This is a genomic window from Massilia sp. Root351, assembly GCF_001425045.1.
Classification (GTDB): Bacteria; Pseudomonadota; Gammaproteobacteria; order Burkholderiales; family Burkholderiaceae_D; genus Rugamonas.
Window position 1 is genome coordinate 197,260 of sequence record NZ_LMDJ01000005.1, and the last position, 26,294, is coordinate 223,553.

Below are 26,294 nucleotides of genomic sequence, written 5' to 3' on the forward strand. Positions count from 1 at the left end.
CCCGCGCCGGCCCCTCCCCGCCGGTTGTTTGACCATATTTTCCACCGACTATTTGCGCTCCACGCCAGTCTTGGCGTGGCTGCGCCTTTGCGCGTGATAAATGCCGGTATGGCCTGAGAACAGGTAGCTGACCACGCAGGCCAGCGCCGCGTATGGCCCGATTTCGGGGCCGAACAGTTCCATCGCCATCACCGTGCACGCGATCGGCGTGTTGGCCGCGCCTGCGAACACCGCCACGAAGCCCAGCCCGGCCAGCAGCGCGAATGGCAGGTGCAGCAACGGCGCCAGCGCGTTGCCCAGCGTGGCGCCGATATAGAACAGCGGCGTGACCTCCCCGCCTTTGAAGCCGCTGCCCAGCGAGGCCACGGTGAACCCGAACTTGCCCAGGCTATCCCACGGCGCAAGCGGGTGCCGGAAGGCGTCCGCAATGACGGGCAGGCCAAGGCCGACATAACGGTCGCTGCCTATGGCCCATACCGCCAGCGCGATTGCGGCGCCGCCCAGCAGCGGGCGCGCCGGCGCGTAGGCGACGCGCCGCTTCATGAAGGCGGCCGCGCCATGCGCCGCCTTCGCGAACAGCATGCCGGCCAGGCCGAACATGACACCGGCCGCCATCACCGCCAGCAGCGCCAGCGCGCCCACCGGCACCTGCGGCCCCACCGCGTAGTGCATGTGCTGCACACCCCAGGCCATGCCCGCCTGGTCGGCGACGATGGCAGCCAGCATGCATGGGAAGATGGCGTCATAGCGCATGCGCCCGATGGCCAGCACTTCCAGGCCGAAAATGGCGCCGGCCAGCGGCGTGCCGAACACCGAGGCGAAACCGGCGCTGATGCCGGCCATGAGCAGGATGCGCCGGTCTTCATGCTCCAGCCGGAATACATGCGTGAGCTGGTCCGCCAGCGCGCCGCCCATTTGCACCGCCGTGCCTTCGCGCCCCACCGAGGCGCCGAACAGGTGCGAGACGATGGTCCCGCCCAGCACCAGCGGCGCCAGGCGCAGCGGCACCACCTGCTTCGGATCGTGGATCTCGTCGATCAGCAGGTTGTTGCCCGCTTCCACCGAACGGCCAAAGCGCAGATAGATCCAGCCGACCGCAAAGCCGGCCAGCGGCAGCAGCCAGACGACGGCGGGATGGGTCTGGCGCCACGCGGTGGCGGCATCCAGCGCGAACAGGAACAGCGCCGACGCGGAACCGGCCAGCACGGCGACGAGGCTGGCAATCACGGTCCACTTGGCGAGATAGGAGAATGGCTGGGTCAAGGTCGGGCCATCGTAGCAAAGGAACGCTGGCCCGGCAAGGCGCATGCAGTGCGCTTCAGAACCAGGCCACCAGTTCCAGCGCCACGCTGCGCCGCACATGCGTGCGGTAGGCCACCTCGGTCACTTCGCCGTGTCCGCCGCCGAACAGGTTGTTGCCGGTGAGCGATAGCGACAGCGCGGGACGCAGCTTCCAGCCGAAGCGCATGTCCACTGCCGTGTAGGCCGGCACGTCCGGATCGGACAGCGCTCCCACCCGGCGCAGCGCCACGTCCAACTCGCGCTCCCCGCTCATCTGCCAGCTGGAACGCAGCGAAGCGGTATAGGCCGGGTCGCGGCCGGTGCGCTTGAGCGAGGCGCCAAGATCGACCACGCCGGGCTTGAGCCAGGTGTCGGTGTGCTGCGCCGTCACCGCGCCGCGCAGGCGCCAGGACGGCGTGAGCTGCCAGCTGGCCCACGCTTCCAGGCCGCGCGAGGCGCCCATTAAGCCGTTGGCGAATTTCAGCTTGAGCTGGCCCGGCACCTGCTCTTGCGAGTGCAGGTCGTCGTACAGCGCGCGGTACAGATTAATCGAATACAGCAGGTCCGGCCCCGCCTGGCTGCGGATGCCCAGCTCGAAGAAGCGCGCCACTTCGGACTGGAAGTCCGGCCCGCCCACCAGCAGGTGGGGCGGCACGCCGGGCACCACCGGGTCGCGGTCCAGGCGGGACGGTGCGCGCACCGTGCGCGACACCGCGCCCCACAGCATGCTGTCCGCGCCCACCTTCCAGGCCAGGCGGGCATTGGGCAGGAATTCGGTGCCGGTATAGCCGTTGCGCTCGGCCCGCAGGCCCAGCGTCAGGCGCCAGGCGTCGCCCAGCGCCACTTCATCCTGCGCGAACACGCTGGTCCACTTGGATTTCTGGCGCGCCGGCAGGAAGCCGAAATACACACTGTTCTGTAGCTGGTCGTCCGCGTGCCGGTACTGCGCACCGAAGGCCAGTGCGTGGCGGCCGGCGGGCGCCATCGTGTACTGGGTTTGCAGGTCCAGGATGTCCAGCGTCTCGTTGAAGAACGGCGGCACGTCGCGCTCGGTGCGGTCGTAATAGGCCTGCGCGCTGAGGGTGCTGCCGCCCAGCTGGCGGGTCCAGCGCGCCAGCAGATTGCCGCCGCCCAGTTCCAGCTCCCCCAGCGGGACGGTCAGCCCGGTAACGATGATGCTGCCCGGCAGGGGATGTCCTTTGCGGGCGCGGTAGGCATCGCCCTGCACCGTGTAGCCATCGGCCCCCTGCCGCCAGTCGGCGCGGAAGCCGGCCTGCGCCTTGTGCCAGGCGTCGTTGATCTGCTTGCCGGACGCGGTCTCCGTGTTCTGCACCGAGAACGCCTTGCCATAGATGCGGTAGGCGCCGTTCTCGCCCAGGGCCGCGCCGTAGCGCGCCGTGCCGTCCTTGCGCGCGTTGCCGCCGCTGAGCGCGACGCGCCCGCCCTGCGTGGCGCTGGCCGGCCTGGTGATCACGTTGATCACGCCATTCACCGCATTGGTGCCCCACAGCGTGCCGCCAGGCCCGCTCACCACTTCAATGCGTTCGATGTCGTCCAGCGGCACATCCTGCGCGTCCCAGAACACGCCGGCAAACAAAGGGGTATAGGCCGAGCGGCCGTCGACCAGCACCAGCAGCTTGTTGTTGTCGCCGGCGAAGCCGCGCGCGGTCACCACATGGGTTCCGGAACTGACTTGCATGACTTGCAGATTGGGGGCCAGGCGCAAGGCCTCAACCAGGCTGGCGGCGCCGGAGCGGCGCAGGTCGGCGGCAGAGATCACGTAGACTGCGGCGGGCGCATCGGCCAGGGGTTCTTCGCGTTTTGATACGGAGGTGATGCGGACGGCCCCGAGTTCTTCCAGCGACATGCCGGTCAAGTTGTCCTGAACAGGATAGGCAAGGGCCGCATGAGGGAAGAGGCTAAGCGCCACGCCGGTCAGACAGCGTTTCAAGGCCATAAGCACACTCCCGCGTATCAAACTCTGAAACACATCATACGCGTTTTGACGCGGCATCGGCCGATGCAGCGTCAATGTCGCCGTTTTTTTTACTTTTCAACCGCCGGCGCGCGGCCCAGCGGCTGCTCCATGTTGGCCAGATACCACGACAGCGTGGACATCACCGCGACGTGGCGGCGCAAGTTCTCCGGGTCCACCTTGTCCAGCGTGTCGGCCGCAGTGTGGTGGTAGTGGAAATAGGTCGAGGTGTCCACTTCCGGCTGGAACAGCGGCACGCCGTCCTTCTCCAGCAGGAACAGGTCGGCCGCGCCGACGTGGTCGCGGCGCGTGAAGACGCCGGCGCCGATCGGCAGCAGCGCCGCCTGTACCGGCGCGAAGTACTTCACGGCCTTCGGCTCCACGCTGCCCATGATGCCGAACGGACGGCCGGCGCCGCCGTCGCTTTCCATGGCGGCGAACTGCTTCAGGATGGTGCCCTTGTTGGCTTCGTGGTAGGCGCTGCCGCCGCGCGTGCCGTTTTCCTCGTTCATCCATGCGATCATGCGGATGGTGCGGCGCGGCTGCAGCTTGAGCGCCTGCAGCGTTTGCAGCACGCCCATGGCGCCAGCCACGCCGGCGCCGTCGTCATGCGCGCCGGTGGCCAGGTCCCACGAGTCCAGGTGGCCGGAGACGATCACGATTTCATCGGCCTTGTCGGTGCCCGGCAGGTCGGCAATGACGTTGAAGCTGTCGGCGTCGGGCAGGTTCTGCGGCGTCAGCGTCAGGTGCATTTTCACCGGGCCGCGCTTCAGCAGGCGGGCGATCAGCATGGAGTCCTCCGCCGTCACTGCCGCCGCCGGAATGCGGTCGGCCTCGCTGAGCGCGGTGGCGCCGGTATGGGCCAGGCGGAAGTCCGCGCCACCCACCGAGCGCACCAGGAACGCCGCCGCCCCCATTTGCGAGGCCACTTTCGGACCCTGGGTGCGGAAACGCGAACCGTGGCCGTAGGCCGGGCCGGCCAGGCCGCGGTCGGCCATCTCCTGGTCGAACTTGACGTCGAACAGCACGATGGCGCCCTTCACTTCGGCGGCACGCGCCTTCAGTTCGTCAAAGTCGCGCACCACGATCACCGGCGCGGTGATGCCGGCGGCCGGCGTGGCGCCGGAGCCGCCCAGCGCCGTCAGCACCACGCGCTGGCTCAAGCCGGCCGGACGGCCCGCGTAGTCCACCAGCTCCGCCTTCTCTTCGCCGCGCACCCAGTGCGGCACCTTCACCGGCTGCAGGGTCACTTTGGCGCCCAGCTTGCGCATGGCGTCGGCCACCTGGTCCACGGCTGCCGCCGCGCCACGCGAGCCGGACAGGCGCGGGCCGATCAGGTCCGTCATGTCGGCCAGGCGCTCGAAGGCGTAATCACTTTTCATCGCTGCGTCGCGGATCTGTCCCAGGGTGGCGGGGTCGTTGGCTGGGGCGGCGATCGCGCCGGCGCTCAGCATGCAGCTCATCAAAACGGTCAAAACGGTTTTCATGCGGGTCCTATGTTCGGTATCACGCCAGGGATAGCGGCGAGGACGGAAACGATAACGTATTTAATAATGTTGCGCACGAGTTTTTGGATTTACACTAAAGCTTCCTGGACTGCCGGAAGCCGCCATGCTTAAAGGACAACTGTGCACGCTGCGCCACCTGCTCACCGCCGACCTGAACGCCTTCATCGCCCTGGTCAACGACTTGCCCTCGCGCGGCGACTATTTTTCGCAGCAATTCAAGTCGCCCGAAGCCATGCGCAAGGAATTCATGCAAAACGGTTTCGTCACCGACGACAGTGAGCTGTTCGTGGTGGAGGACCGCGCCCACCATATCGTCGGCGTCATCACGCACTTCAAGAGCCGCACGCCGACCACGCGCGAGATCGGCTACCGGCTGCTGGAACCGGCACTGGCCGGGCGCGGCTACATCAGCGAAGCGCTGCAACTGCTAGTCGATCACCTGTTTAAAGTACAAGTATGGCACCGGCTGGAGCTGCTCACGGCGCCCGAAAACGCCGGCTCGGTGCGCATCGCGCAAAAGTGCGGTTTCAGCGAGGAAGGCAGGCTGCGCGGGGCCTTCTTCATCAACGGGCGTTATCAGGATGTCAGCGTCTACAGCCTGCTGCGGCCCGAATGGGAGGCGCGGCGCACGGCTTTGTAAGAATGTGTATATTCGTGCCGTGCGCGTGGCAGAGTTGGCTATAGTGGTACGCATACGACGGCGACACGACCATTCCGGTCCTGGCCGAGCAAAGGGGAACACCATGCTGATCAAAAAATTCCTGGGTGCGGTAGCAGTGCTGGCCACCGTTGCCGTCTCGTCCACGGCCATGGCTGCGGGCGACCGTGATTTCAACACCGCCGCCGGCGCCGTGATCGGCGCGGCCATCGGCAGCCAGAACGGCTCGGGCGGCGCGGTGGTCGGCGGCCTGGTTGGCGCGGCAGTGGGCAATAGCCTGAGCAGCGGCCGCCACCATGGCGGCGGCTACGTCTCCACCCGCGTGTACGCCCAGCCTGCCCCGGTGTACTACGCGCCGGCGCCGCAGCCAGTCTACTACGCACCGGCGCCGCGCTATTACGAGCCTGCCGTGGTGTACGTTGAACCGGCCCGCCCGCGCTATTACCGCGAATCGCGCCGCGACTACTACTACGACCGTGGCTACGACCGCGGCTATGACCGTGGCCACCACCATGGCCACGGCCGTGGTCACGGCCACCGCTGATCCTATCCCTGTAGGACCCCTTGACGGCCTGCGCCTCGCGCCCAGGCCGTTTTTTTACGTCCCTCCGCTAGCTCTCCGCGACGGCATGCCGCCGTGTGGGGAGTACCATGACAGCCAGCGACACCATCATTACCCTTGAACTGGGCCACTACCGCCTGCGCGAGCGCATCGGCGGTTCGGCCTATGGCGTCATCTGGCGCGCCGAGGGGCCGCGCGGCACGCGCGATGTGGCGCTCAAGCTGATCAACGAAGCGCAAATGGCGCGCGCCCTGCCCGCGCAGCGCGAACGCTGGATCGCCAGCGCCGAAACCGAGATCGCCTTCCTGCAGCTGCTGGAACCCTGGGACGAGCGCCATATCGTGCGTCTGCTTGACAGCGGCTGGCACAACGGCCTGCCTGTGCTGGCGCTGGAACTGCTGGACTGCGACCTGGGGCGCCACATGAAAACGCTGTGCGGCCGGGGCGCGGCACTGCAGCCGGAACGCCTGCTGGCATGGATGGCGCAACTCAACCAGGCGCTGGCCAAGGTGCACCAGTACGGCTGGCGCTACCTGGACCTGAAGCCCGGCAACGTGCTGGTCGACGCACAGCTGGGCACCGTCAAGCTGGCCGACTTCGGCACCAACCGCCGCCTGGACGCGCTCGGCGACCACACTTATACCGGCACCGCCAATTGGCAGGCGCCCGAACAATTCTTCCCGAGGGACGGGGGCGGCTACGCCACCGGGCGCCAGAGCGACTACTTCGCCTTGGGCGCGCTGTTCTACTTCATGGCGACCGGCGCCCAGCTGCGCTACTGCGGCGCATGCGGCCATGCCTATCGCGAGCATCGCACGGCAGGCGCCAGCCTGCTGCTGCGCCAGCATGGCGGCCTGCCCGCCATCCTGCAGCAGGATGAGGAAGCCTTGTTCGCGCAGGCCTTTGCCGGCACCGACGGCGCTGCGGAGGATCGTCCGGCCGGCAGCGCAGCAGCCGACGCCGCGCTCCGGCTGCTGCGCCACCTGCTCGCAGCTGAACCGCAAGCACGTCCGCGCCACGCGATCGACATCAGCCGCCAGCTTGCGCTTATTGGTGTCACAGGCAGCAGGACGCCGGCCGGCCCGGCGCCGCATGCCGCCTACGCCAACTGGACGCCGCGCGCGCCGGCCGCGCTGTCGCCGGCACAGGCCGGCCATTGGTGGGGGAAAGCGGCCGGCCGGGGCCACGCGCATGTCCACGCCAACTGGCATAGCGACGCGGAGGCATGATGCGGGGGCGCCTTTTCGCCGCCACGGCCGCAGCGTTGCTGCTGCTGACGGCCCTGCAGGCATGGGCCCTGCTGCGTGCGCCCGCAGCCTGGCACCCTGCCGCCATTGAAGTGCGCCTCGCGCCCGGCGGGCAGGCCACGCTAGGTGAGCGTGAGCTGGCCGCGCCGCAGGCCGAGCGCATCCACGTGCAGCTGCGCCGCGACGCGCAAGGGGCCTGGCTGCTGCGCAACCTGAGCACATCGCGGCCGGTTGTCCTGCACCGCGGCGCCGAAGATAAACGCATGGGCAGCGCGGCGCTGGCCGGCGCCGGCAGCTTCCAGGTCGGCGCCGCCGTGTTCCACCTGGACGCCGGCGGCACGGACAGCGGATCGGCCGCCTTCCAGTACGGGGGCAGCAGCTGGCGCTACGACGGCGCCACCCTGTACCGCGACGGCAGTGCCCAGCCTGCCTGTCCGGACGCGTCGCCGGCCGCGCGTATGGCCTCGCTGTGGAACCGCACGGCACCGCGCGCCCTGACGCTGGCGCGGCCGCTGGTCTTCGGCGGCAACCTCCATTGCGGCAACCGGCTCGGGATCAAGGGCGTTACACCAGCCACCGCCATGCTGGCCCGCAGCGGCGGGCCGCTCGAGTTCAGCGGCGGCAGCCAGGACGACGGTTACACCGCCCTGCGGGTCGGACGTGCTGGAGCATGGACCAGCCTGCGGCAAGCAGAGCAGCCGTTGGCCGGCGTAAGCGCTTTCAGCATCGGCCGTACGCGCTTTCAACTCGGCGCCGGCACCCTCGCGCCGCAGGCCGGCAGCGATGTGCTGACGCTGGCCCCGACCCGGCATGTCACGCTGTTCACGGCGCCCGACGTCCGGCTCGCGCCGCAAGTCAGCTGGCAATGGCAGCGGCGCGCACTGTGGAATTTCCTGCAGGCCCCCGTCGTGCTCGCCCTGCTCGCCAGTGCCATCAGCGCCCTCGCCTTCGCGCATTTCGCCAAGCCGGGCGGTGCAGCCGCCACCGGGCGTCCCGGACCACCCGCAGGCGCGGCTGGGACGGGCGACATCGGTGGCATGGGTGGCAGCGATTGCGCGGCGGGACGGGGCCGCAAGGCTCGCAGGGCTTACGCGGCCAATGTGGCACAGGCCATTGCAGCGGCCGCATTGCTGCTTGCCGGCGGCGCGGCGATCGTGGCGCAACGCGCCGGGCATCCCGCCGGCGCGGCATGCTCGCTGCTGCTGGGCGCCGCCGGCCTTGCCTTGTGGATGCTCACGCCCCGGCGCCTGTCGTTCCCGGTCGCCGCAGCTCTGCTGCTGCTGGCCGCCGGCCTGCTGGCGCAGCTCGAACTCGGCCTCGGCGCCAGCGTCTCTTCCTGGCTGCGCTACTACCAGAAAAGCACCGCCCTGCTCGCGGTGGGCAGCGGCGCGGGAGCGCTATGGCTGCTGTGGAGCCGCAACGCACCCGCCACAATGCCCCAGCGCAGCATGGAATGGCTGCTTGCCCTGCTCGCCGCCGCCGCGCTCGCGTCGCTGGCCGCGCAAGTGCTGTGGGGCGACGAAACCGGCGTGTTCGACCTGCAGCCGGTAGAACTGGCCAAGCTTGCATTGAGCGCGCTCACCGCCCACTGCCTCGCGCTGCGCATGGGCTGGAACGATCCCGGTTATCCCCAGACAGGTAAGGCGGCCCGCTGGCTGCAGCTGGCCGCGCCGGCGCTGCTGTTTGTGGCCCTGCTCGGTCTCGCGCTGATCCAGGTGGACGACTTCTCGCCGCTGATCCTGCTGCTGGTGTGGAGCTTGTCGATGGCCTTCGCCTACGCCATGGCGGCCGGCAAGCGCGCAATGGCCGCCGCACTGGCGTGCGCCGGTCTCGCGGCAGTGGCGGCCATCGCCCTGGTGCGCGACGCGGGTGCCGACGGCGTGGCGCAATGGCCGCTGGCCGGCAGCTTCTATGCGGACCGCTTCCAGGTCTGGCTCGCACCCGCGTCCCATCCCCACACCGGCCAGCAATTGCTGCTCGGCGCCCGCGCCATCGCCGACGGCGCCTGGTGGGGCGCGGACAGCATGCTGGGCCTGCGCTCGCTCGGTTTGTCCGCCGGCGCCGCCGTCAACATCCCCGCGGTGCAGGACGACTTTGCGCCCGCCTTCTTCCTCAACCGCCACGGCTTGCTCGGCGCCATGTTGCTGTGGATGGGCCAGGCCGCGCTGGTGGCCGGCCTGCTGCACGTCGCCGCGCGCGCCTGCGTGGCAGCAGCAGCGGCGCGCGACTTCCGCCTGGCCTGGCTGGGCCGCTTCCGCTGCTTCGCGCTCTGCGGCGGCGCAGCTTTCGTGTTCGGACATCTGCTGCTGTCCTGGGGCACCAATCTCGCCATCTTCCCCATCATGGGCCAGCCCATGAGCTTCCTGTCCGCAGGCGGCAGCCATTTACTGTTTTTCCTGTGCCCCCTGCTAGCCTGCTGTGCGGTCAGCGCGCAATCTTTAGAGGAGAATGAACATGCCGATCTACGTCCAACATGAAGTCCTGGGCCGGATTCCCGACGTCTTCAACGCCGAGGCGATCTGGCAGGCGCCGGGCCTGGCGCTGTTCTCGCGCCGCCCGCTGCTGCGCGACTTGCTGGAGCGCAGCCCGCGCGAACATCGCGGCCGCGCCGCCACCCGCTGCTTCTCGCATGTGACGCTGATGCTGCCGCAAGAGGAAGTCGATGACGACTACCATCTCACGCGCGGCAACCGCGCCCGCGAACTGGCGCAAACGCTGACCGCGCTGCACCAGAAGGATTTCGGCGACCTGCTCGGCAGCGACCAGGTGCGTTACGACGTGCTGGGCAAGGAAGAGCTGGCGCCCGGCGAAGTGGAGGTGCGCTTCGGCCACGCGGTCTATCTACCCGCAGCCAATGAAAAGGCGCTGTTCAACGTCAGCGTATCGCGCGACAGCGCGGTGTGGAAACCCGTGTGCGCCGTGTATCCCAGCCAGCGCCTTGCGCTGATTGGCGGCAGCGAGCACATGGCGAGCTTCGCCGCCAGCGGCTGGCCGTTCGGCGACGACGGCGCCATCCTGCTGCTCAATGACGGCCCGGACGCACAGCCCGTGGTGCAGATGCGCCCCAAGGACGCTTTCAACTGCAGTTTCGATGCCAGCCAGGGCCACTATGTCATCACTTCGAAACGCGGCACCGTCGATGCGCAGGGTGTGCCGGCGCGGCTGCTGCTGAAGATCACCCGCAGCAGCTCCGCGCCAGTGTCCGCGCCCCGCATGGCGGACGCCAACTGGGCAATCCCGGCAGCGCCGCAGGCAGCTGCGGCGCCGCGCGGCGGCGCGGAGAGCGCCCCTGCCAGCGCCGGCGCCGGCGCCAGCATCCCGGCCATGCCCGCTGCTACGGCCCCGGTCACGGCCCGCCCCGCAGTCTGGCAAGCCCGTCCGCCACTGACGGCCGACAGTGCGGAGCTGACTGCCATTCCCCTGCCATCGCGGTCCCCAGCTGCGCGCAGCGCCGACGCGGACGCCACCGATGCGACTTACGCGCCGGTGGTGCGGCGCCAGCGCGTCAGCCTGGTGGCACTGGCGTTGCCGCGCCTGAGCCGCTACCGCGACACCGGCGCCAGCACCCTCGAGGTGCCTTTCAGCCACGCACTTGGCCTGAATGCGGATCCGGCGGCGGCCAAGGCGATCAGCTTCCTGGTCAACGACAGCGACGAACTGTACGCCTGCACCGACAACGGCCGCCAGCGCATCACCGCGCCGGCCAGCTTCACGCCGGTGGACGCGCGCGCCATCCGCCTGCTGCCGGCACCGCCCGCGATGGCCGAGCGCTATTGCGCCACGCTATGCCTGGCACAGCCGCTCAGCAACACCATCGCAGCGGGTGCGCGCCTGCAGTTTGGCCGCAGCTCGCCGGCACTGGCGGCGCTGCGCGTGCTCGACTCGCCAAGCTTCCTGAACCAGGGCCAGCACGGCCAGACCGGCAACGGCGGCAGCGGCGGCAACGGCGGCAGCGGCGGCGCCAGCGCCGACCGCATCGGCCTGTCGCGCAACGCCTTCAGTTTCGAGGCGGCGCCACAGGGCTTCAAAATCGGCCGGCTGGCAGCCTCCCAGGCGTTGTATCACCTGGACGAGCACTTGGAGTTCGTCGCCAGCATAGGCGAAGCGAGCGCGGAGGCGCCCTACCTGCTGCCCGCAGGCCACCACCTCGTCGCCGGCCACTACGTGCTGCGATTCGACGCGTGAGCCGAGCCATGCACCTGGTCTCCTACTACGGCGCGGCGGCCTGGCTGGCCGGACTGGCCATCACCCTGGTGCTGGCCTCCTGGCTGACGCCGCGTGCCTGGTGGCGCCGCCCCACCGTGCGCAACCTGTGCATCGCAGGACTGGGCGCCTGGGCCTGCGGCAGCCTGATACTGCACGTCGCCCGCGCCCCGCTGCCGCAACTTGCGCAATCGGGATTGCCGACCGCCTTCGCACCGGCCAGCGCAGCAGCAGCGGCGGAAACGCCAACAGCCGGCCGCGCCGGCGGCGCAGGCAGCACGGCCGGCCCTTCGCGAGCCGCCGGATCCCGCAGCACCGCGCTGCATCCTTTCCGTGTGCACCGCGACCTGAACCTGCGCGCCGCCGCCAGCGTGGACGCGCCGCGCCTGGCCCTGGTGCCGGCCGGCGCCAGCGTGGTGCCAACCGGCGTGCGCTCCGGCGACTGGTGGGAAGTGCGCGCCGTGGCGGACGGCGCCGCCAGCACCGGCTGGGTAAGCAGCCTGTGGCTACGGCGCACGGCGGAATGAGCATGGCATCCCTGTTCGAAACACTCGACTTCGGCCCATCCCTCGACATCGCAGCCCACAGCGCCGCCAGCGCCGGTACCAACGCCTCCCAGCTCTTGGAAAACCAGGACAACCTGGTCCTGATCGACGCCAACGGCCGCGCCGTCATCCTGCACGCGCAGGTCGAACGCGCGCTGCAACTGCCCAACTGGCCGCGCGGGCACGTGCGCCTGGCCGTACTGGACGGCATGGGCGGCCACGGATACGGACGCCAGGCCGCGGAAGCGGTGGCCGCCGGCCTGCTGCGCATGCCCGCCTGCGCCTCGCTGGACGAACTCACCGCCCGCCTCGACGCGCTGCACGCGCAGCTCCAGCAGCAGTTCAGCGTCCCGGGGGATTCCGCCCATGCCGGCCATAGCCACCGCCCCGGCACCACGCTCACGCTGCTGGAGCTGCCGGCCGGGCAGGTGCCACTGCTCTACCATGTGGGCGACTCGCGCTTGTACGAGATCACGCGCGAGCACGCGCAAGTGCTCACCATCGACCACGTTCCGGCCACGGCTTTCGCGATGCAAGGCATGCTGGACGCGCGGGAGTGGTGGCGCCAGGTGCACGGCGAACACCGGCCCCAGATTGCCCAGGCCTTCATCCTCGGGAACGCCTTCGCCGATCCGCAGCGGCTGGACGACGCGCTGTGCGCGCTCGGCGGCGCGCACTTGCCGGGCTTTTTGCAGCCGCTGGCCGACCGCCGCGCCCTTGCGGTGCGCAGCGAAGCGATTTATCTGCTGGCCACGGACGGCTTCTGGGCCTGCCACCGACCGCAGGAATGGATTGCGCGGTGGCCGCAGCTGCTGGGCGGCGCGGCATCGGCTGCCGACGCGGTCCACGCACTGTTCGGCAACTACCGGACCGCGCCGCCGCCCGGCCTGCATCTTGACAACCTGACAGCCATCGCGCTGCGTTTCGGCACTGGCCGCAGCCTTGTCAATATTGACGAAACAGCACTGCCGGCAGCCACTCTGCTGCCATTTTGATCACGCCGATGTTGCAGGCCCGCCCGGATGGTTCAGGCAGGCGCAAATAATGCCCGGAACCGTTGCCACGGACCAGCAAAAGCGCGTAAGCTCTCGTTTATGCCGCCGGTCCTACAGCCATGAAAAAATGCAGCAATCCTGACCACCCGCACTGCACTTTCTGGGTCCTGCCCGGAGAAGACGCTTGCGCGGGCGGACATCAGCAGCCTGCAGCCGCCTCCACCAGTTACGAACTACTGAGTGCGATGCGCAACGCCCGCGCCGCCTCGCCGGCCGCGGTGCTCAGTCACGCAGGTAATGCTCCGGCCGGCGCACCCGCCTACCAGACCGCGCGTCCCCGTCCGCAGCTGCACATCAGCGGCTTCGACCCGCGCGCCGCAGGCGGGCGCCAGACCCTGAAAATGGAATTGCGCGGCATGCCGGAAGACTGCGCGCCGCAACTGGCGATTCAACTGCAGTCCGAGCTGATCCCCAACGGCGCCTCGCGCCAGCAGTTCGTGCGCGCAGCGGACGGCGGCTGGCGCCCCGCCTTTGTCGAATTCACATCGAAAAACAAGGAGCACGGCCAGTACCAGATCAGCGCCGAGATCCTGAGCCAGCACGCCGGCATGCCCACGCGCCGCTGGGAATGCGTATTCGTCATCCTGGTGCCGCGCCTGGACGCGACGCTCACGGAAATTCACCGCATCTTCCTCAGCACGCACAAGAATGTGCGCGTGATGGCCGATGACGCCTCCATCGCCCGCCTGAACGTGAGCGGCGGCGCGCAGGGCGGCGAAAACCTGGATATCGACGTTACCGCCCGCAACGCCGGCATCGCCCACGTCAGCCTGGACGGGCCGCAAGGCAAAGTGGACATGGGGTTCTCCACCATCGCCTGGGACGAGGACCTGATCGAAATCGCCGTGCCGCGCAGCGAACCGGTGCATCCGCACCCGTCGACGGCGGCCAGCTTCGTCAACGCCGCCCCGGAAGCCGGTGCGCAGCGCCAGATCCGTCTGTTCGCAATGGAAGAATGCGTGCTGGGACGTTTTGAACTGGTGGACCCGGAGGCTGACGTGCTGCTGCAGCACTTTGCCGATGCCGGCCCGGACGCCAACGGCCTCACGCGCCGCCTGTCCGGCCGCCACGCGGTGATCCGCCGCATTCCGGCGCCGCATGGCGGCGGCTTTGAAATTGAAGACGTGTCGCGCTACGGCGTGCTGCTGGATGGCGTCTGGCCGGGCAAGAACAAGCCGGTGCGGCTGCGCCAGGGCATGCGCATCGAGATGAGCGCCAGCATCAAGGGCATCGTGGTGCTGCAAGTGTCGGCCATCATGCCGCACGGCGTGATCCTGCACCGCATCGACCAGGGCGCGCACGCGGAATGCCTGTTCCTGCTGGCGCCGAACTGCCATCCGGGCTACCCGATGCCGGGCTTCCAGGCCACGCCGCAAGCTGCCGCGCTACCGCTGATACTGCACCACGACGGCGGCTTCTGGCACCTGGACCAGCTCACCGGCAAGGAAACCGCGCTGGCCCCGGCCGCGTCGATGGAAAAGCTGAGCCGCGTGCCGCGCCTGACGCGCTTCGCCAGCGAACCGTATCCGGAAAGCTGGATTATCCGCACCGGTGCGCAAGACCTGCACAGCACCGTCACCGCGCAGGACATGCACACCGCCTGACCGTCATTACAGCGGGGTCGGCTCCTTGCCGGCCGGACGCTTGGGCAGCGGAATGCGCTCGGTTTCGCCGGACACCGCCGGGAAACGCTGCGCTTCCCAATCCTCGCCCGCCTGCACCACGCGTTCCTTGCGCGACGAGACAAAATTCCAGAACATGAAGCGGTGCCCGTCCAGCGGCTCGCCGCCTATCACCACCAGCTGCGCGGCCGAACTTGCCCGCACGCGCTGCGCGCTGCGCGTGTCCAGCAGCGCCATGGTGTGCAGCGCCAGCGGCACGCCGTCGATTTCCAGCTCGCCGCTGATGGGGTAGATGGCCGCTTCGGCCGGCAGTCCCGCCAGGCCGATTTCCTGCCCCGCCTGCAGCGCCACGTCCAGGTACAGCGTCTGGCTATAGGTCTTGACCGGCGATGTCTTTCCGAAGGCGGTGCCGATCAACACCCGCACGCTGGCGCCGTCCACCTGGAACGACGGGATGTGGGCCGACGGGGTGTGCTCGAAACACGGCTCGCATTCCTCGTGCTCTTTCGGCAGCGCCACCCACAGCTGCAGGCCATGCGTGCGGTGCGGCTGGTCCACCAGGTCCTTGGGGGTGCGCTCGGAATGAACAATGCCCTTCCCGGACGTCATCAGGTTGATCGCGCCCGGCTCGATGCGCTGCACCGTCCCCAGGCTGTCGCGGTGGTCCATCGCGCCTTCGAACAGATAGGTCACGGTGGCCAGGCCGATGTGCGGGTGCGGACGCACGTCGTGGTCCGAACCCGGCGCCACGTCGATCGGGCCGAAATGGTCGAAGAAGATGAACGGGCCGACTGCCTGCTTTACCGCCGAAGGCAGATAGCGGCGCACGATGAAGCCGCCGCCGAGGTCCTTGTCGTGGCCCTTCAGGATATTGGAAATAGTCATGACGCTTATCTCTTCCTTTACGCCAGTACCGTGCTGATCTCGGTGGTGACCGCCGTCATCAGCTTGTGGACCGGGCATTTCTGCGCGGCGGACAGCAATTCGGCACGCTGGGTTTCGCTCAAGTCGCCGCTCAGGTGCACGGTGGCGGCCAGGCGGTACACGCCCTTGCGCTCCTCGCTGTCGTCGCGCTCCGTGGTCACTTCCACGTTCTCCAGCGGATAGCCCTTGCGCCTGGCGTACCACACCACGGTGAGCGCCTTGCAGGCACTGATGGCCGCGTCGTACAGGTCGTGCGGCGACGGGCCGGCGTCGTTGCCGCCCTCTTCCACCGTGCCATCCACCGAAATGATGTGGTTGCGCACGTGGGCGATATGCCGCATCGGCAGCGATTGGTCACGGATTACTTTGATTGCCATAGGGGCTCCTCGCATGCATAAGTCTTGGAAGCCACAATGTACACCGTTTGCCCGCCCTTCGCCTATCCCATTCGCCCATCTCGCAGAATGCACTTTGCATGACTTGCCTCAAACAGCGGCCGCTTAAGACTGGCAATCGGCACTTGCGCTTCTTAAAGTCAAAAGATACCAGGCCAACCGTGGAGACCATCATGAGCGAAATTACAGGCGCCATCGATTTGAGCAAAATACCGGAAGACGAATTCGACCCAGAGCTGGACCTGCGCGTGGCAGTGGTGCGCGACGGCGCGGTGCTGGGCTCCACCGTGGTCAAGGCCGGCAACCGCCGCGAGCCCGTGCGCTTCGCGGTGCAGTTCGAGGCGCCGCTGCTGCCCGGCGCCACGCTGCCATGCCCTGTGCGGCTGCTGGCCGGCCCGGACCTGGACGACATGGAACTGATGGGTATCGATACCCTCTCCCACGTGGTGGACCTGGCCGGGCAGCGCGCCGATCCGGACAGCGGCGGCGACACCGGGCAAGGGGTGGAGCCATCGCCAAACGCCAGTTACGAAGTCAAGGTGGATGTGGGCATCCTTGTGGTGGACATCTCGATCTACAACTGCTGGCTGTTCTGCTGCCGCACCTACACGCTGCGCGGCCGCGTCGTGTGCCGCCGCTGGCAGTACAATCCCGCCACCGGACAGTGGAGCTTCTGCGATGCGCCCGTGCCCGGCGCCACCGTCGAAGCGTACGACGTGGACCGTTTCTTCTTCTGGTACCACCGGGACCTGATCAAGTCCGCCGTCACCGACGTCAACGGCAACTTCGTGATCCGCTTCCGCTGGTGCTGCCTGCGCTGGCGGCCATGGCTGCTGCAGAGCTGGGCCCTGGATCCGGACATGCTGAACCAGATCCAGGAGCTGCTGGCGCGCGCCGGCCTGCGCCTGCCGCCGGCCCCGCCCGGCCCCGGCCCCGACCCGCTCTACCTGCAGCAATTGGCCGCGCAAGCCAGCATGGCGCCCAAGAGCCGCATGCCGGCTGCGCCCGGCGTGGTGGACGAGCCCATGTCGGCCGAAACGCTGATGGCGGTGCTGCCGCCGTCACCCGAACTGGCGGCGCTGCATATCTGGCCATGGTGGGACCGCAACGACTGCGCACCGGACGTGGTGTTCCGCGTGACCCAGCTGTGCGGCGACACGCTGCGCGTGATACGCAATGAAAGCAACGCGCAGATCCGCTGGGACATCCCGGCCAACCTGCACGTCACGCTGCTGGCCAACAGCCTGGCCTGCTGCCTGCCGTCCTGCTTCGATCCCGAATGCCCGGAATGCCTGAAAGTGACCTTTGTCGGCTGCACCGCCACCGAGCAGATCGGCGTCACGGCCGGTCCGCCGGACCTGCGCGGCTACGCCTACCCGGCGCTGACGCTGGACCGGCCCTTCTACGGCTCGCTGCAGATACGCGGCGGCGTGGGCAGCGACGTCGACTACTTCAAGGTGCAGGTGTCGCGCAACGGCGGCCCGTGGAGCGACCTGGCGGAGCCGGCCTTCGGCGGCTTCACGCGCAGCTACTGGGACGGCAGCAGCGCGGTGGTGGCCCCGGCGCCAGCCTTCACTCCCATACTCAAGAACGGCCAGACCGTAATGGTCACGCGCCGCCACTATGAGGACCTGCATCCGGCCATTCCCCGCTTCGGCGGCGCCGTCATCTGGTACGACTACGACACGCTGTTCTACTTCGACACGCTGGCCAACCCTGGCCTGACGCCCGACGCGCTGTACCAGCTGCGCTTCGTCGGCTACTCGGCCGACGCGGCCGACAACCTGGTGCTGTCGAGCGAACGCATCCTGCCCAGCTGCGGCCAGCAGACCACCGAGTCGGTCTACATCCGCATCGACAACCAGGCCAACGTGCATCCGCTGCCTACCGCCCTGCATCCCTGCGGCCCCGGCACGGTGCACGACTGCACCGTGGAGCCGGACTGCCATATCCGCCAGATCTGTGTCAACGAAGGCACGCCCGGCCAGTACTGCATCAGCGCCTGCGACATGGTGCGGCTGAGCACCAACGACACGCTGACGGTGCACTTCAGCGTGACCGTGCCGCCGACTACGGAGGACGGCCACCTGGGCGCCTACACCATGACGGCGGAGTACGGCGTGGCGCAGACCTTCGATATCGGCACCGGCCTGCACGGCACCTTCGTCGCCGACCCTACCTTCGAAGTGGGACCAAGCTACGCGGAAGCGCTGATGCAAGGGGCGCCGCGTCCGCACTGGTACGGCGGCCACTACAAGGTAACGCTGCGCGGCAGCGACTTCGAGCGCTGCTGCGCCTACATCCTGCGGCTGCGGGCATGGAAGCGCACCGCCAACTGCAACGATCCGAGCCAGGTGCACCGCAACGAGTTCGAGGTCGCGTTCACCATCCTGCGTCCCGAACTGTGCCCGGATGTATGCCCGGAACCGGGAGAAACGCAGCCGGGCTTGGCGGGCGCCGGTGCCGCCGCCACTGGCCGCGCTGGCGCCCCGGGTGCGCCGAACGTGCGCGGCTGAGGCGGCGGGACATGGCCGGCGCCTGGTACGAGCTGCTGCTCGCCGTGCTGGCCGTGTGGCGGGTGACCCACCTGCTGCACGCCGAAGACGGGCCGTGGGATGCGGTGGCGCGCCTGCGCGGCTGGGCTGGCGACGGCGTCCTCGGACGCGCCATGGACTGCTTCTACTGCGCGAGCCTGTGGGTGGCGCTGCCGGCCGCCGCCATGCTAAGCAGTAGCTGGCAGCATTTTGCACTGCTGTGGCCCGCGCTGTCCGCCGCAGCGATCACGCTCGAGCGCGTGCGCGGCGCGCTGCGGCAAGAGGAGAATTAAATGGGATGCTGCGGAAGCAAGCGCCAGCACATGGTGCAAAAAATCTACGGCTCGCAAGGCTACCGCGCCAGCGCGGGCCTGCGAGCGGGTGCGCAGACGATGGGCACGCCGGGAGCGCGCGCCCAGGCCGCGGAAGCGGCACAAGCGCCAGCGGCCGCGCCGCATTTCGCCACGACGCACGGGGTTCCCTTCGTGTATGACGGCATGGCCGAACTGGTGGTGACGGGCGGCGCCACCGGCCGGCGCTACCGCTTCGCCGCGCGCGGCTCCCGCTTGGTGGTGGACCCGCTGGACGCGCCCGCCATGCGCCAGACACCCAAGCTGCGCTGCCTGGGTTGACGATGCGCGGCCGCGCCGCGCGGCAGGTTGCGCGCGCCGCCGGCGCGGCCCGCCGGCCCTCTGCCCGCCCTACGCGAGTTTGCGTGCCACGCGGAAGCCGACAATGTCATTGGCCAGCACGGCCGAATAGCCGTTGCGCAGCGCGGCGCGCAGGTAGCGAGGCTGGTACAGCCAGGAGCCGCCGCGCAGCACGCGCCGCACCGGATCGCCGCCCTGCTCCCATGCGCTGCCGTCGCCAGGCGCCCCCTGGTAATTCTCGTGCACCACGTCCTGGGTCCATTCCCACACATTGCCGTGCATGTCGAACAGCCCCCATGGATTGGGCTGGAAGGCGCTGACCTTGGTGGTGCCTTGCCGGAACTCGCCCTTGGCGCCATTGTTGTAGGTGAAGTTGCCGTCGTAGTTGGCCATCTCGGTGCTGATCTCGTCGCCGAAACTGAACGCCGTGTGCGTACCGGCGCGGCAGGCATATTCCCACTCCGCCTCGCTCGGCAGCCGGTACACTTGGCCGGTCTTCTCCGACAGCCAGGCCAGGTATTTCTGCACGTCGTTCCAGCTCACGCCCACCACCGGATGCTGGTCGTCCTGCTGAAAACCCGGCGCAGCCCAATCCGTGTCGGACATCGATTCCCAGCCCGTGGCGCGCGCAAACTGGCGCCACTGTCCCACCGTCACCGGGAAGCGCCCCATGGCGAAGGGATAGTCGATGCCCACCCAATGCTGCGGCGTTTCGCGGTCCAGCCAGGTCTTCTGCGAACCGGCCTTGATGGCAATGTCGCGCTCGTAATCCGAAGAACCCATCTGGAAGCGGCCGGTCGGTATCAGCACCAGGTCCGGGCCGGCGCCGGTGCCGTCGAGGAAGCGGTCGCGCAGCACGCCGCTGGCGTCCGCCACCGGGCTGCCCGGGGTCGGCATCAGCGCCGCCAGCTCGGCCGCGTTGCGCGCCGCCTGCTCCTTGCGGTGCCGCTCCTGCTCGGCGCGGTAGGCCGCTTCGGCCTTCAGCTGGGCCGCCTTGCGCTGTTGTTCCTCCTGCGCCTGGCGCGCCTTCAGCGCATCCGCCTCGCGCCGCGCCAGCAACTGCTCGCGCAAGCGCGCCTTGCGCTCCTTGGCCTGCTGCTCGGCCTCCAGCCGCTGCGCACGCTCCAGTTCGCGCCGCTGCTGGTCCAGCTTCACTTTTTCAATGGCGGCGGCCTGCGCTTCGGCCTTGCGCCGTTCGGCCAGTTCAGCCTGGCGCTTCAGTTCCTCCGCGCGCGCTTGCTCGGCGCGCGCGGCCTGCTCGCGGCGCTGTTCCTGCTCGCGTTTCCGTTCACGCTCCAGGCGCTCGGCCGCCTGCGCCGCCAGCTGCTCCTCGCTGGGGCCGGAAGCGCCCAGCAAGGCGTCCAGCAAGGCCGTTACCGACTCCGGACGCTGGTCCTGCGCGAAGGCAAAGCCGCGCTGCAGCACCTGCCATTGCAGTTCGTTCAGCGCCGTGGGGGCGGACGGCGCAAACCTGGCGTTGCGGTCGTCGTCGAAAGGCAGGCGCCCTTCCAGCAGCTGGTAAATCATCACCGCCACCGCGTACACGTCCAGCTTGGGACTGGGCTGCCGCTGGCTGGCCCCGGCCTCCGGGGCGCGGTAACCGGTGGTGCCTGCGTTCGGCGTTTGCAGCCCCAGGCTGCTGCCGGCATTGCGCGCCCGCGAGGCGATACCGAAGTCCAGCAGCTTGACTTCGCCCTTTTGCGTCAGGAACACGTTGCCCGGCTTGATGTCGCGGTGCACCAGCTTGAACTTGTCCCAGGCATAGTCCAGCGCATGCGCCACGGGCCGCAGCATGGTTTCGATCTGTTCCGGCGTGGCCGGGCCGCTGTGCGCCAGCCAGGCGTCCAGGTCCTGCCCGTCCAGGCACTCCATGATTATGAAGTAGCTGGAGGTGGCCGGGTCCTGCGCCCACTCGTAAATACGCACGATGTTCTCGTGCGCCAGGCGGCGCGCCTGCGTGGCTTCCTCGATCAGCAGCTTGGTGTGGGTGGCGCTCTGCGTCAGCTGCGGCGGCAGGATCTTCAGCGCCACCTGGGCGCTATGGCCAAGCTCCTCCTGCGTGGCCAGGTCCGTGGCCTGCCACACCTGGCCCATGCCACCCAGGCCGATCAGCCGTTCCAGCCGGTAGCGCCGGTTCTGCGGGCCGATCTCCTGGCCCGCCATCAGGCCCAGCTCCGTGCCCTGGCGCAGCTGGATGGGCGAAGCGGATGCACCTGGCGCGGCGCTGCCTCCCAGCGGCGAATACTCGGCGTCCAGGATAGCGTTCTTGCGGCGGTCGAACTCTTGCAGACTTAACAGGCCATCGTCGTGCAAGGCACGCAGTTCACGTATCTTGTCTCTTGCTGTTTGCATCTTCAACTTATAAAGGCACGCCGCATTCGGCGCAGAATTTCGCGTTCGGACGGTCGGCCGGAACCGGGTGGCCGTTCGCGCAGCACCGGGGCCCAGCCTGCGCAGCCCCGGCGGCTGGGACATGATGATGGTGCACCGGCGCGCCGGCCTGCGCCTGGGCCACGCCCACGCCCAGCTGCATCTGCGAGCTGAGGGCGTTGGCGTGGGTGGCGTTCTGCAGCTTGAGCAGTTCAAGCTGGTGCTGCTTGTCCTTTTGTTCCTGCGCATCGCGGTGGGCGCGTTCTTCGGCCACGCGCTCCTGCATCATGCGCATGGCGTCCACCGGACTGACACTATTCTCGGCCGCCACCACCGCCGCCATGGCCTGGATCTGCTCCGGGCTCATGCCGGAGCGGACCTGTTCCTTCATCAGCTGCGCCAGCGCGGCGGCATTCGGAGCGGCGGCCATGGCTACCTTGCCGGTGTCGCTCAGGTTGCCGATGGTGGCGATGCGCTCGATATCGATGCGCGCCAGCTCGGCCGCGTGCGCCTGCTGGGCAAGCAAAGTGTCGTATTCGCCCTTCCAGCGCGCGAAGTTCTGTTCGCGCTCGTGCTCCAGCTTCTTCAGTTCGCGCTGCCAGCCGGCTTCCTGCTCGCGCTGTTTCAGCGCCAGGCGCTGCTCGTCCACTGCCAGCTGGTCCAGCGCGGCGCGCTGCACCACGGCCTGCATCTGGCGCTGCTGGATGCCGTCCGCTTCGATGGTGCGCAGCAGTTTTTCGTATTGGGCCACGGCGTCGGCGGCTGCGCCTTCGCGCCGCAGCTGCTCCAGCTTCTGGTTCACCTCGGCCACCCGCACGCCGTTCTCGGCGTCCTTCACGGCCTCGCCGCGCAGCAGTTCGCGCTGGTGCGCCAGCTGCTGCTGGTCCTGCCATTCCTGCACCCGCTCCGCCTCGCGCTTGCGCGCCGCATTGGCCAGCGCCACCGCGTGGAAGCGCGCCTTGTGGTGCTCCGCTTCCAGCTCCGCTTCGCGCTGCTGCGCGTCGGTCTCGCTTTGGCGCAGCCGCACCAGCTGCGCGCGCCGGTGCGCTTCGTCTTCGATGGTCAGCGCCTGCGCCACCTGGTTCTGGATCTGCTGCATGTGCAGCTGGTGCGAGAAACGCTGCTGCGCCAACTGGCGCTGTTCCTGCGCGGCCTGCTGCGCCACTTCCAGTTCGGTGCGCATCTTGATCTGCGCAAGCTGGCGCACGTGCTCCCATTCCGCCACGTCGCCGGCGCGGCCGGCCTTCTTCTTCGCCAGCTCGTGTTCGAGCTCAATCAGCGTGGCGCCGGCGCCGCGTTCGAAGGCCTGGCGGCGCGTTCTCGATTCGATGATGCGGCCGTACAGATCCACTTCGCGCGCGCGGATGGCCTGCACCCGTTCAGCCTCCTGCTGCGCCAGTTCGGCCTTGTCCACGGCGGCGTCCTGGCGCAGCTCGGCGCGGCGGAAGTCGCTGAGGATTTTCTGTTCCTCACGCCAGATGGCTTGCCATTCTTCTTCGTTGTACAGCTCATCGAGCTGCTTCACGTGCTCCAGCTGCGCATGGCGCTCGTCGGCCACCAACCACAGCGAACCGACCCGCTCGCGGTTGTTGTCGAATTTGTCGTGCCGCAGGGACAGCGTGTCCACTTGCGCCACGGCCAGGCCGAATTCGGCCAGGCGCAGCTTGAGCGCCGCTTGCAGGCGCTCGTCCAGCTGCGGGCGCAGGTCGGCGTTGCCGCTCATGTCGCGCATCGAACGGCCGCCGACGAATTCGGCTGCCACCTGGCGCACGGAATCGGCCAGCAGGTCGTGCAGGTTCAGCGTGGTGACGGTGCCGGGCACGGTCATGAAATGCTGGGCGAAGGCAGGCACATGCTCCACCTTGATGGCGACTTTGAAGCGTGCCGCCACCTTCAGGTGCTCGGCGGTGTGCAGATCGCTGAAGGAAAACTCCACCGGGAGCGGCGTGGTACGGGTAATCAGGATCTCGGCATGCTGGTCGCGCAACAGGTGGTTCAGGCGGGTGAAAAAGCCTTCGATTTCGTACTCGCCCTGCGGCACTTCGGTGGCCTTGTCCGCTTGCAGGATGTAAGCGCGGGTGGTGGCGGGAACGCGCAAGGTTTTGTTGAAAATCCCCGCCAGCTGGCGCACGCCGAAATACACGGCCAGTTCATCGTTGGCCGGTATCCAGCGGTTATCCCGCAGCACCGGCTCATTGTGCGGTGCCCCCAATATCACGCCGCAGTTCGCGCAGTAGCCCGTGCCGGCGCCGTTTTTATGCTCGCAGCGCGGGCATTTGACGCCGCCAAAACCAAACATTCGGAACATGTCGAACTCCTTGTTAGCCTTACGTATTGCCTTATTCGCTACTGCCGCCCCGTCCGGTCCTGATTTTAGCAGGGGCGCGCCGCTCGTACTTTGCGCACGATTCATATGATTCCGATCCGTTCTATGCACACCAGCGAGGCGCCCCGGGCGCGCAGCGCGGCGGCGCAGGCCGGGGTGATATCATTCTGCCAATCCTTGGGCAGCAGCACGCGGTCGCCCTGGACCGCTTGTTTTAGTATCAACTCCAGCTTCGCTTCGCGTCCTTCCACCGTGTCTACGCGGCCGGCGTGCCAGGCGCCAGAGCAGCCGCTGGCGATGATGCGGCCGCGCGGCACAAACTCACGGCCGCGCGCAAGGCGGTCGGCCATGACCAGCGCCAGTTCATAGGAAACGCCCTGGAAGCGTGGCTGGCCGAAACGCACCACGGTGCGCCAGCGGCCCAAGCCCCGGCCGTCGAAGTGGCGCGCGCCGGCCAGTGCCTGGCGCACGGCCAGCTGCGCGGTCAGCCCCAGGCCGGGGACGGCGATGGTGTCTTCTTCGTCACTGCCGCTCTGCTCTACTGGGTAGACACTCACTTCGACCCAGCTCAGGCTATCGTTGATGCCGCCGCTGTGCAAGGGGAACCAGGCGCGCGCGCTGGACACGGCTGCCGAGGGATCGGTGTGGCCAGTCAGGGCGCCCAGGTGGGTCAGCGACAGGCTGCCGGGCAGCGTGGACGCAGTATCCGCGACGGTAGCGGCAGCCGCGCCGCCCAGCACGGCCAGCAGGCCCCTGGCGGCATGCTGCTGCAGGCGGGCAGCGGCGAGGTCCGGCTGGCCGGCGACACTGCCGCAGTGCCAGTTGTCAGACCAGCCATAAGCGTAGACCTGTGGACAGCCCGGCTGCCAGGCGCCGCGCACCATGCGGTCGGCCAGCACGGCGGCCAGTTCCCAGCCGCGTTCTTCTGCGGCAGGCGCGATGTCCATGCTCAGCACCACCTGGTCGCGGCTGTCGAAACGGCTCTCGGTATGGCGCGCCAGCCGCACCACTTCCTGCATACGCTCGCTCAGCGCAGGCGCGCCTGCAACGGCGCATTTGACTTCGGCGCGGTTGGCGCGGGGGCGGCGGCTGGCGGTTACCGTCAGCACGCGGCCGTCGGCCAGCACACAGCGGCACTCGGCGTTGGCGGGCAATTTCGCGGTGGCGGCGCAGCTCATAGCGAGGGCTCCAGGCGCGCGTCGGCGCTGGCGATACGGCGCTGCGACAAGTGATGGTCAAGGTTGGAGACGATGCGGTCGGCGTCGTCAAGCAAGGCGGCAAGCATGGGTTCGGGGTCGGTGCTGCCGCAGGCTGCGCCAAATTGCAGCGGGTTGGCAGCCAGTTGCAGACGGGCCAGCAAGGCCCAGGCCTGATCCAGCCCGCGCGCGGCCTCGATGCTGTGGTGCGCCCGGCGCTGCTGTTGCACGGCTGGCAATGGCTGGTTGGGCGCCGCCAGGGCCAGCACGGGCATGGTGTTCACATCCAGTGCGATCAGGGCGATGCGCTGCAACAGGCTGCGATGCGCCAGAAAGAGCGCCTGCCCCGGCGGCAGCGCGACCTGGCGCAAGCCGCTGGAGAGCACTGGAAGCTCCAGGAACAGCCGGCGCAGCGCATGTGCATCGTCTGCAGCCTGTCCGGCAAGCAGCGGCGCGCCGAGAGCGGCGGCGCCCAAGGTGGCCCGGCGCGGGGCCTTGGCCGCAGCGGTGGCAGCGGCGTCGGTGGCGGTGGCAGCGGCAGCAGCCCCGGTGGCAGCGCTGGCGGTCGAGGTTGCGCCGGTCGTTTGTGCAGTGACGCTGGCGCGGCTGGCCGCTGGATCGGCGCCGGCTGGCTCCGCAGCCGGTGCGGGCGCCTGGGCGCGGGCGCGGAGTTGGGCGGCGTAGTCGGCCTGTTCGCCGAGATCGACAGGCAGGCAATCCTCGACAGTGATGCCGAACCGGGTATACAGCAACTGGTTAAGGCCGGCGCGGAACGCATTCCACTCGTCCAGCGAAGTGCATGGCGGCAGATCCAGCATGCCTTGCGCCAGCGCCTCTTGCACCGCCGCTTCGACGGCCGCCCGCAAGCCCTCCACCGTCAGCACCTCCGCCACTTCGCTAAAGAGATACAAATCAAAGCGCTGCTGCGCCACCCGCGGGTCTGCCGCGTCGATCACGAAGCGGATGCGCAGGCCGGTTTCCGGCGCAGCGGCAAACGGTGCCATATCGATGCCGTACGGCCCCGGATGGAAGCCGTACGCCACTTCGGTTCCGCGCACGCCTGAGGCAGCGGCGCGCCGCGACTGGCCCGCCTCGCTGAACACCACCTGTACGCACCCACCGGCTACCTGCTCGCCGCGCAAGCGCATCGCAACCACGCTGCGTCCCAGCTCAGCGCAAGGCGAGCCTGGTGCGGCATCCGCGGCTGTGCTGCGGCGGCGGACGAATGAGAACAGTCCCATGG

The 26,294-nt window shown here is 68.6% G+C and carries 20 protein-coding genes; 11 read left to right on the top strand and 9 right to left on the bottom strand.

What is annotated here, in order from left to right; genetic code table 11:
* Nucleotides 1–48 precede the first annotated feature (48 nt).
* The 3 genes from ASD15_RS10135 to ASD15_RS10145 form a co-directional block, all read right to left on the bottom strand.
* On the bottom strand, nt 49–1,263 hold the full coding sequence (locus ASD15_RS10135) for a voltage-gated chloride channel family protein (RefSeq protein ID WP_057154721.1): 1,215 nt from the start codon (nt 1,261–1,263) through the stop codon (nt 49–51).
* A 55-nt stretch (nt 1,264–1,318) separates the two neighbouring features.
* A complete protein-coding gene (locus ASD15_RS10140; RefSeq protein ID WP_162249891.1) occupies nt 1,319–3,238 on the bottom strand; it encodes a TonB-dependent siderophore receptor in 1,920 nt (639 codons plus the stop codon).
* Nucleotides 3,239–3,327: 89 nt separating this feature from the next.
* Nucleotides 3,328–4,743 carry a M20/M25/M40 family metallo-hydrolase gene (locus ASD15_RS10145; protein ID WP_057154723.1) on the bottom strand — a complete coding sequence of 472 codons (1,416 nt, stop codon included), beginning with the start codon at nt 4,741–4,743 and terminating at the stop codon, nt 3,328–3,330.
* Nucleotides 4,744–4,867: 124 nt separating this feature from the next.
* Here ASD15_RS10145 and ASD15_RS10150 point away from each other — a divergent pair, with 124 nt between their 5' ends.
* From ASD15_RS10150 to ASD15_RS10185, 8 genes are all read left to right on the top strand, one after another.
* Nucleotides 4,868–5,404: a GNAT family N-acetyltransferase gene (locus ASD15_RS10150; protein WP_057154724.1), complete on the top strand. Its 537-nt coding sequence runs from the start codon at nt 4,868–4,870 to the stop codon at nt 5,402–5,404.
* A 103-nt stretch (nt 5,405–5,507) separates the two neighbouring features.
* Nucleotides 5,508–5,966 (top strand): glycine zipper domain-containing protein, encoded by a 459-nt coding sequence (locus tag ASD15_RS10155; RefSeq protein WP_057154725.1) that lies wholly within the window; start codon nt 5,508–5,510, stop codon nt 5,964–5,966.
* A 107-nt stretch (nt 5,967–6,073) separates the two neighbouring features.
* Nucleotides 6,074–7,213 carry a serine/threonine-protein kinase gene (locus tag ASD15_RS10160; protein ID WP_082551725.1) on the top strand — a complete coding sequence of 380 codons (1,140 nt, stop codon included), beginning with the start codon at nt 6,074–6,076 and terminating at the stop codon, nt 7,211–7,213.
* Nucleotides 7,210–9,708, top strand: a complete 2,499-nt coding sequence (locus ASD15_RS10165; RefSeq protein ID WP_157200883.1) for an FtsW/RodA/SpoVE family cell cycle protein — start codon at nt 7,210–7,212, stop codon at nt 9,706–9,708. Before ASD15_RS10160 ends, ASD15_RS10165 begins: the two co-directional genes overlap by 4 nt.
* Complete coding sequence (locus ASD15_RS32760) at nt 9,686–11,416, top strand: hypothetical protein (RefSeq protein ID WP_057154726.1); 1,731 nt, start codon at nt 9,686–9,688, stop codon at nt 11,414–11,416. Before ASD15_RS10165 ends, ASD15_RS32760 begins: the two co-directional genes overlap by 23 nt.
* A gap of 8 nt (nt 11,417–11,424) precedes the next feature.
* Nucleotides 11,425–11,961 (top strand): SH3 domain-containing protein, encoded by a 537-nt coding sequence (locus ASD15_RS10175; RefSeq protein WP_057154727.1) that lies wholly within the window; start codon nt 11,425–11,427, stop codon nt 11,959–11,961.
* A 2-nt stretch (nt 11,962–11,963) separates the two neighbouring features.
* On the top strand, nt 11,964–12,974 hold the full coding sequence (locus ASD15_RS10180) for a PP2C family serine/threonine-protein phosphatase (protein WP_057154728.1): 1,011 nt from the start codon (nt 11,964–11,966) through the stop codon (nt 12,972–12,974).
* Between the two features lie 245 nt (nt 12,975–13,219).
* Nucleotides 13,220–14,638, top strand: a complete 1,419-nt coding sequence (locus ASD15_RS10185) for an FHA domain-containing protein (RefSeq protein WP_229418137.1) — start codon at nt 13,220–13,222, stop codon at nt 14,636–14,638.
* A 6-nt stretch (nt 14,639–14,644) separates the two neighbouring features.
* Here ASD15_RS10185 and ASD15_RS10190 read toward each other — a convergent pair whose 3' ends face one another.
* Both ASD15_RS10190 and ASD15_RS10195 read right to left on the bottom strand, forming a co-directional pair.
* Nucleotides 14,645–15,541 carry a pirin family protein gene (locus tag ASD15_RS10190; protein WP_057154729.1) on the bottom strand — a complete coding sequence of 299 codons (897 nt, stop codon included), beginning with the start codon at nt 15,539–15,541 and terminating at the stop codon, nt 14,645–14,647.
* A 17-nt stretch (nt 15,542–15,558) separates the two neighbouring features.
* A complete protein-coding gene (locus tag ASD15_RS10195; RefSeq protein WP_057154730.1) occupies nt 15,559–15,957 on the bottom strand; it encodes an OsmC family protein in 399 nt (132 codons plus the stop codon).
* A 191-nt stretch (nt 15,958–16,148) separates the two neighbouring features.
* Here ASD15_RS10195 and ASD15_RS10200 point away from each other — a divergent pair, with 191 nt between their 5' ends.
* From ASD15_RS10200 to ASD15_RS10210, 3 genes are read left to right on the top strand one after another with little or no spacing between them, the layout of a single operon-like run.
* Nucleotides 16,149–18,491, top strand: a complete 2,343-nt coding sequence (locus tag ASD15_RS10200; protein ID WP_057154731.1) for a hypothetical protein — start codon at nt 16,149–16,151, stop codon at nt 18,489–18,491.
* A gap of 11 nt (nt 18,492–18,502) precedes the next feature.
* The gene (locus ASD15_RS10205; RefSeq protein ID WP_057154732.1) at nt 18,503–18,802 is read left to right on the top strand and encodes a hypothetical protein; all 300 of its coding nucleotides are present in this window, start codon (nt 18,503–18,505) and stop codon (nt 18,800–18,802) included.
* The gene (locus ASD15_RS10210) at nt 18,803–19,141 is read left to right on the top strand and encodes a hypothetical protein (RefSeq protein ID WP_057154733.1); all 339 of its coding nucleotides are present in this window, start codon (nt 18,803–18,805) and stop codon (nt 19,139–19,141) included.
* 69 nt (nt 19,142–19,210) lie between these two features.
* Here the strand turns inward: ASD15_RS10210 and ASD15_RS10215 are convergent, their stop codons facing one another.
* From ASD15_RS10215 to ASD15_RS10230, 4 genes are all read right to left on the bottom strand, one after another.
* A complete protein-coding gene (locus ASD15_RS10215) occupies nt 19,211–21,511 on the bottom strand; it encodes an SUMF1/EgtB/PvdO family nonheme iron enzyme (protein WP_057154779.1) in 2,301 nt (766 codons plus the stop codon).
* Between the two features lie 7 nt (nt 21,512–21,518).
* A complete protein-coding gene (locus tag ASD15_RS10220) occupies nt 21,519–23,837 on the bottom strand; it encodes a hypothetical protein (protein ID WP_057154734.1) in 2,319 nt (772 codons plus the stop codon).
* A 101-nt stretch (nt 23,838–23,938) separates the two neighbouring features.
* Nucleotides 23,939–25,033 (bottom strand): hypothetical protein, encoded by a 1,095-nt coding sequence (locus tag ASD15_RS10225; RefSeq protein WP_057154735.1) that lies wholly within the window; start codon nt 25,031–25,033, stop codon nt 23,939–23,941.
* On the bottom strand, nt 25,030–26,292 hold the full coding sequence (locus ASD15_RS10230; protein ID WP_082551727.1) for a hypothetical protein: 1,263 nt from the start codon (nt 26,290–26,292) through the stop codon (nt 25,030–25,032). The genes ASD15_RS10225 and ASD15_RS10230 overlap by 4 nt, the downstream gene beginning before the upstream one ends.
* Nucleotides 26,293–26,294: the final 2 nt, after the last annotated feature.

Bases quoted from the DNA above. Each gene is read 5' to 3' on its own strand.
- ASD15_RS10215 (WP_057154779.1), bottom strand. From the start codon at position 21,511: ATGCAAACAGCAAGAGACAAGATACGTGAACTGCGTGCCTTGCACGAC.
- ASD15_RS10220 (WP_057154734.1), bottom strand. From the start codon at position 23,837: ATGTTCCGAATGTTTGGTTTTGGCGGCGTCAAATGCCCGCGCTGCGAG.
- ASD15_RS10155 (WP_057154725.1), top strand. From the start codon at position 5,508: ATGCTGATCAAAAAATTCCTGGGTGCGGTAGCAGTGCTGGCCACCGTT.
- ASD15_RS10205 (WP_057154732.1), top strand. From the start codon at position 18,503: ATGGCCGGCGCCTGGTACGAGCTGCTGCTCGCCGTGCTGGCCGTGTGG.
- ASD15_RS10145 (WP_057154723.1), bottom strand. From the start codon at position 4,743: ATGAAAACCGTTTTGACCGTTTTGATGAGCTGCATGCTGAGCGCCGGC.
- ASD15_RS32760 (WP_057154726.1), top strand. From the start codon at position 9,686: ATGCCGATCTACGTCCAACATGAAGTCCTGGGCCGGATTCCCGACGTC.
- ASD15_RS10230 (WP_082551727.1), bottom strand. From the start codon at position 26,292: ATGGGACTGTTCTCATTCGTCCGCCGCCGCAGCACAGCCGCGGATGCC.
- ASD15_RS10190 (WP_057154729.1), bottom strand. From the start codon at position 15,541: ATGACTATTTCCAATATCCTGAAGGGCCACGACAAGGACCTCGGCGGC.
- ASD15_RS10195 (WP_057154730.1), bottom strand. From the start codon at position 15,957: ATGGCAATCAAAGTAATCCGTGACCAATCGCTGCCGATGCGGCATATC.
- ASD15_RS10140 (WP_162249891.1), bottom strand. From the start codon at position 3,238: ATGGCCTTGAAACGCTGTCTGACCGGCGTGGCGCTTAGCCTCTTCCCT.
- ASD15_RS10225 (WP_057154735.1), bottom strand. From the start codon at position 25,033: ATGAGCTGCGCCGCCACCGCGAAATTGCCCGCCAACGCCGAGTGCCGC.
- ASD15_RS10185 (WP_229418137.1), top strand. From the start codon at position 13,220: ATGCGCAACGCCCGCGCCGCCTCGCCGGCCGCGGTGCTCAGTCACGCA.
- ASD15_RS10200 (WP_057154731.1), top strand. From the start codon at position 16,149: ATGAGCGAAATTACAGGCGCCATCGATTTGAGCAAAATACCGGAAGAC.
- ASD15_RS10180 (WP_057154728.1), top strand. From the start codon at position 11,964: ATGGCATCCCTGTTCGAAACACTCGACTTCGGCCCATCCCTCGACATC.
- ASD15_RS10150 (WP_057154724.1), top strand. From the start codon at position 4,868: ATGCTTAAAGGACAACTGTGCACGCTGCGCCACCTGCTCACCGCCGAC.
- ASD15_RS10175 (WP_057154727.1), top strand. From the start codon at position 11,425: ATGCACCTGGTCTCCTACTACGGCGCGGCGGCCTGGCTGGCCGGACTG.
- ASD15_RS10210 (WP_057154733.1), top strand. From the start codon at position 18,803: ATGGGATGCTGCGGAAGCAAGCGCCAGCACATGGTGCAAAAAATCTAC.
- ASD15_RS10160 (WP_082551725.1), top strand. From the start codon at position 6,074: ATGACAGCCAGCGACACCATCATTACCCTTGAACTGGGCCACTACCGC.
- ASD15_RS10165 (WP_157200883.1), top strand. From the start codon at position 7,210: ATGATGCGGGGGCGCCTTTTCGCCGCCACGGCCGCAGCGTTGCTGCTG.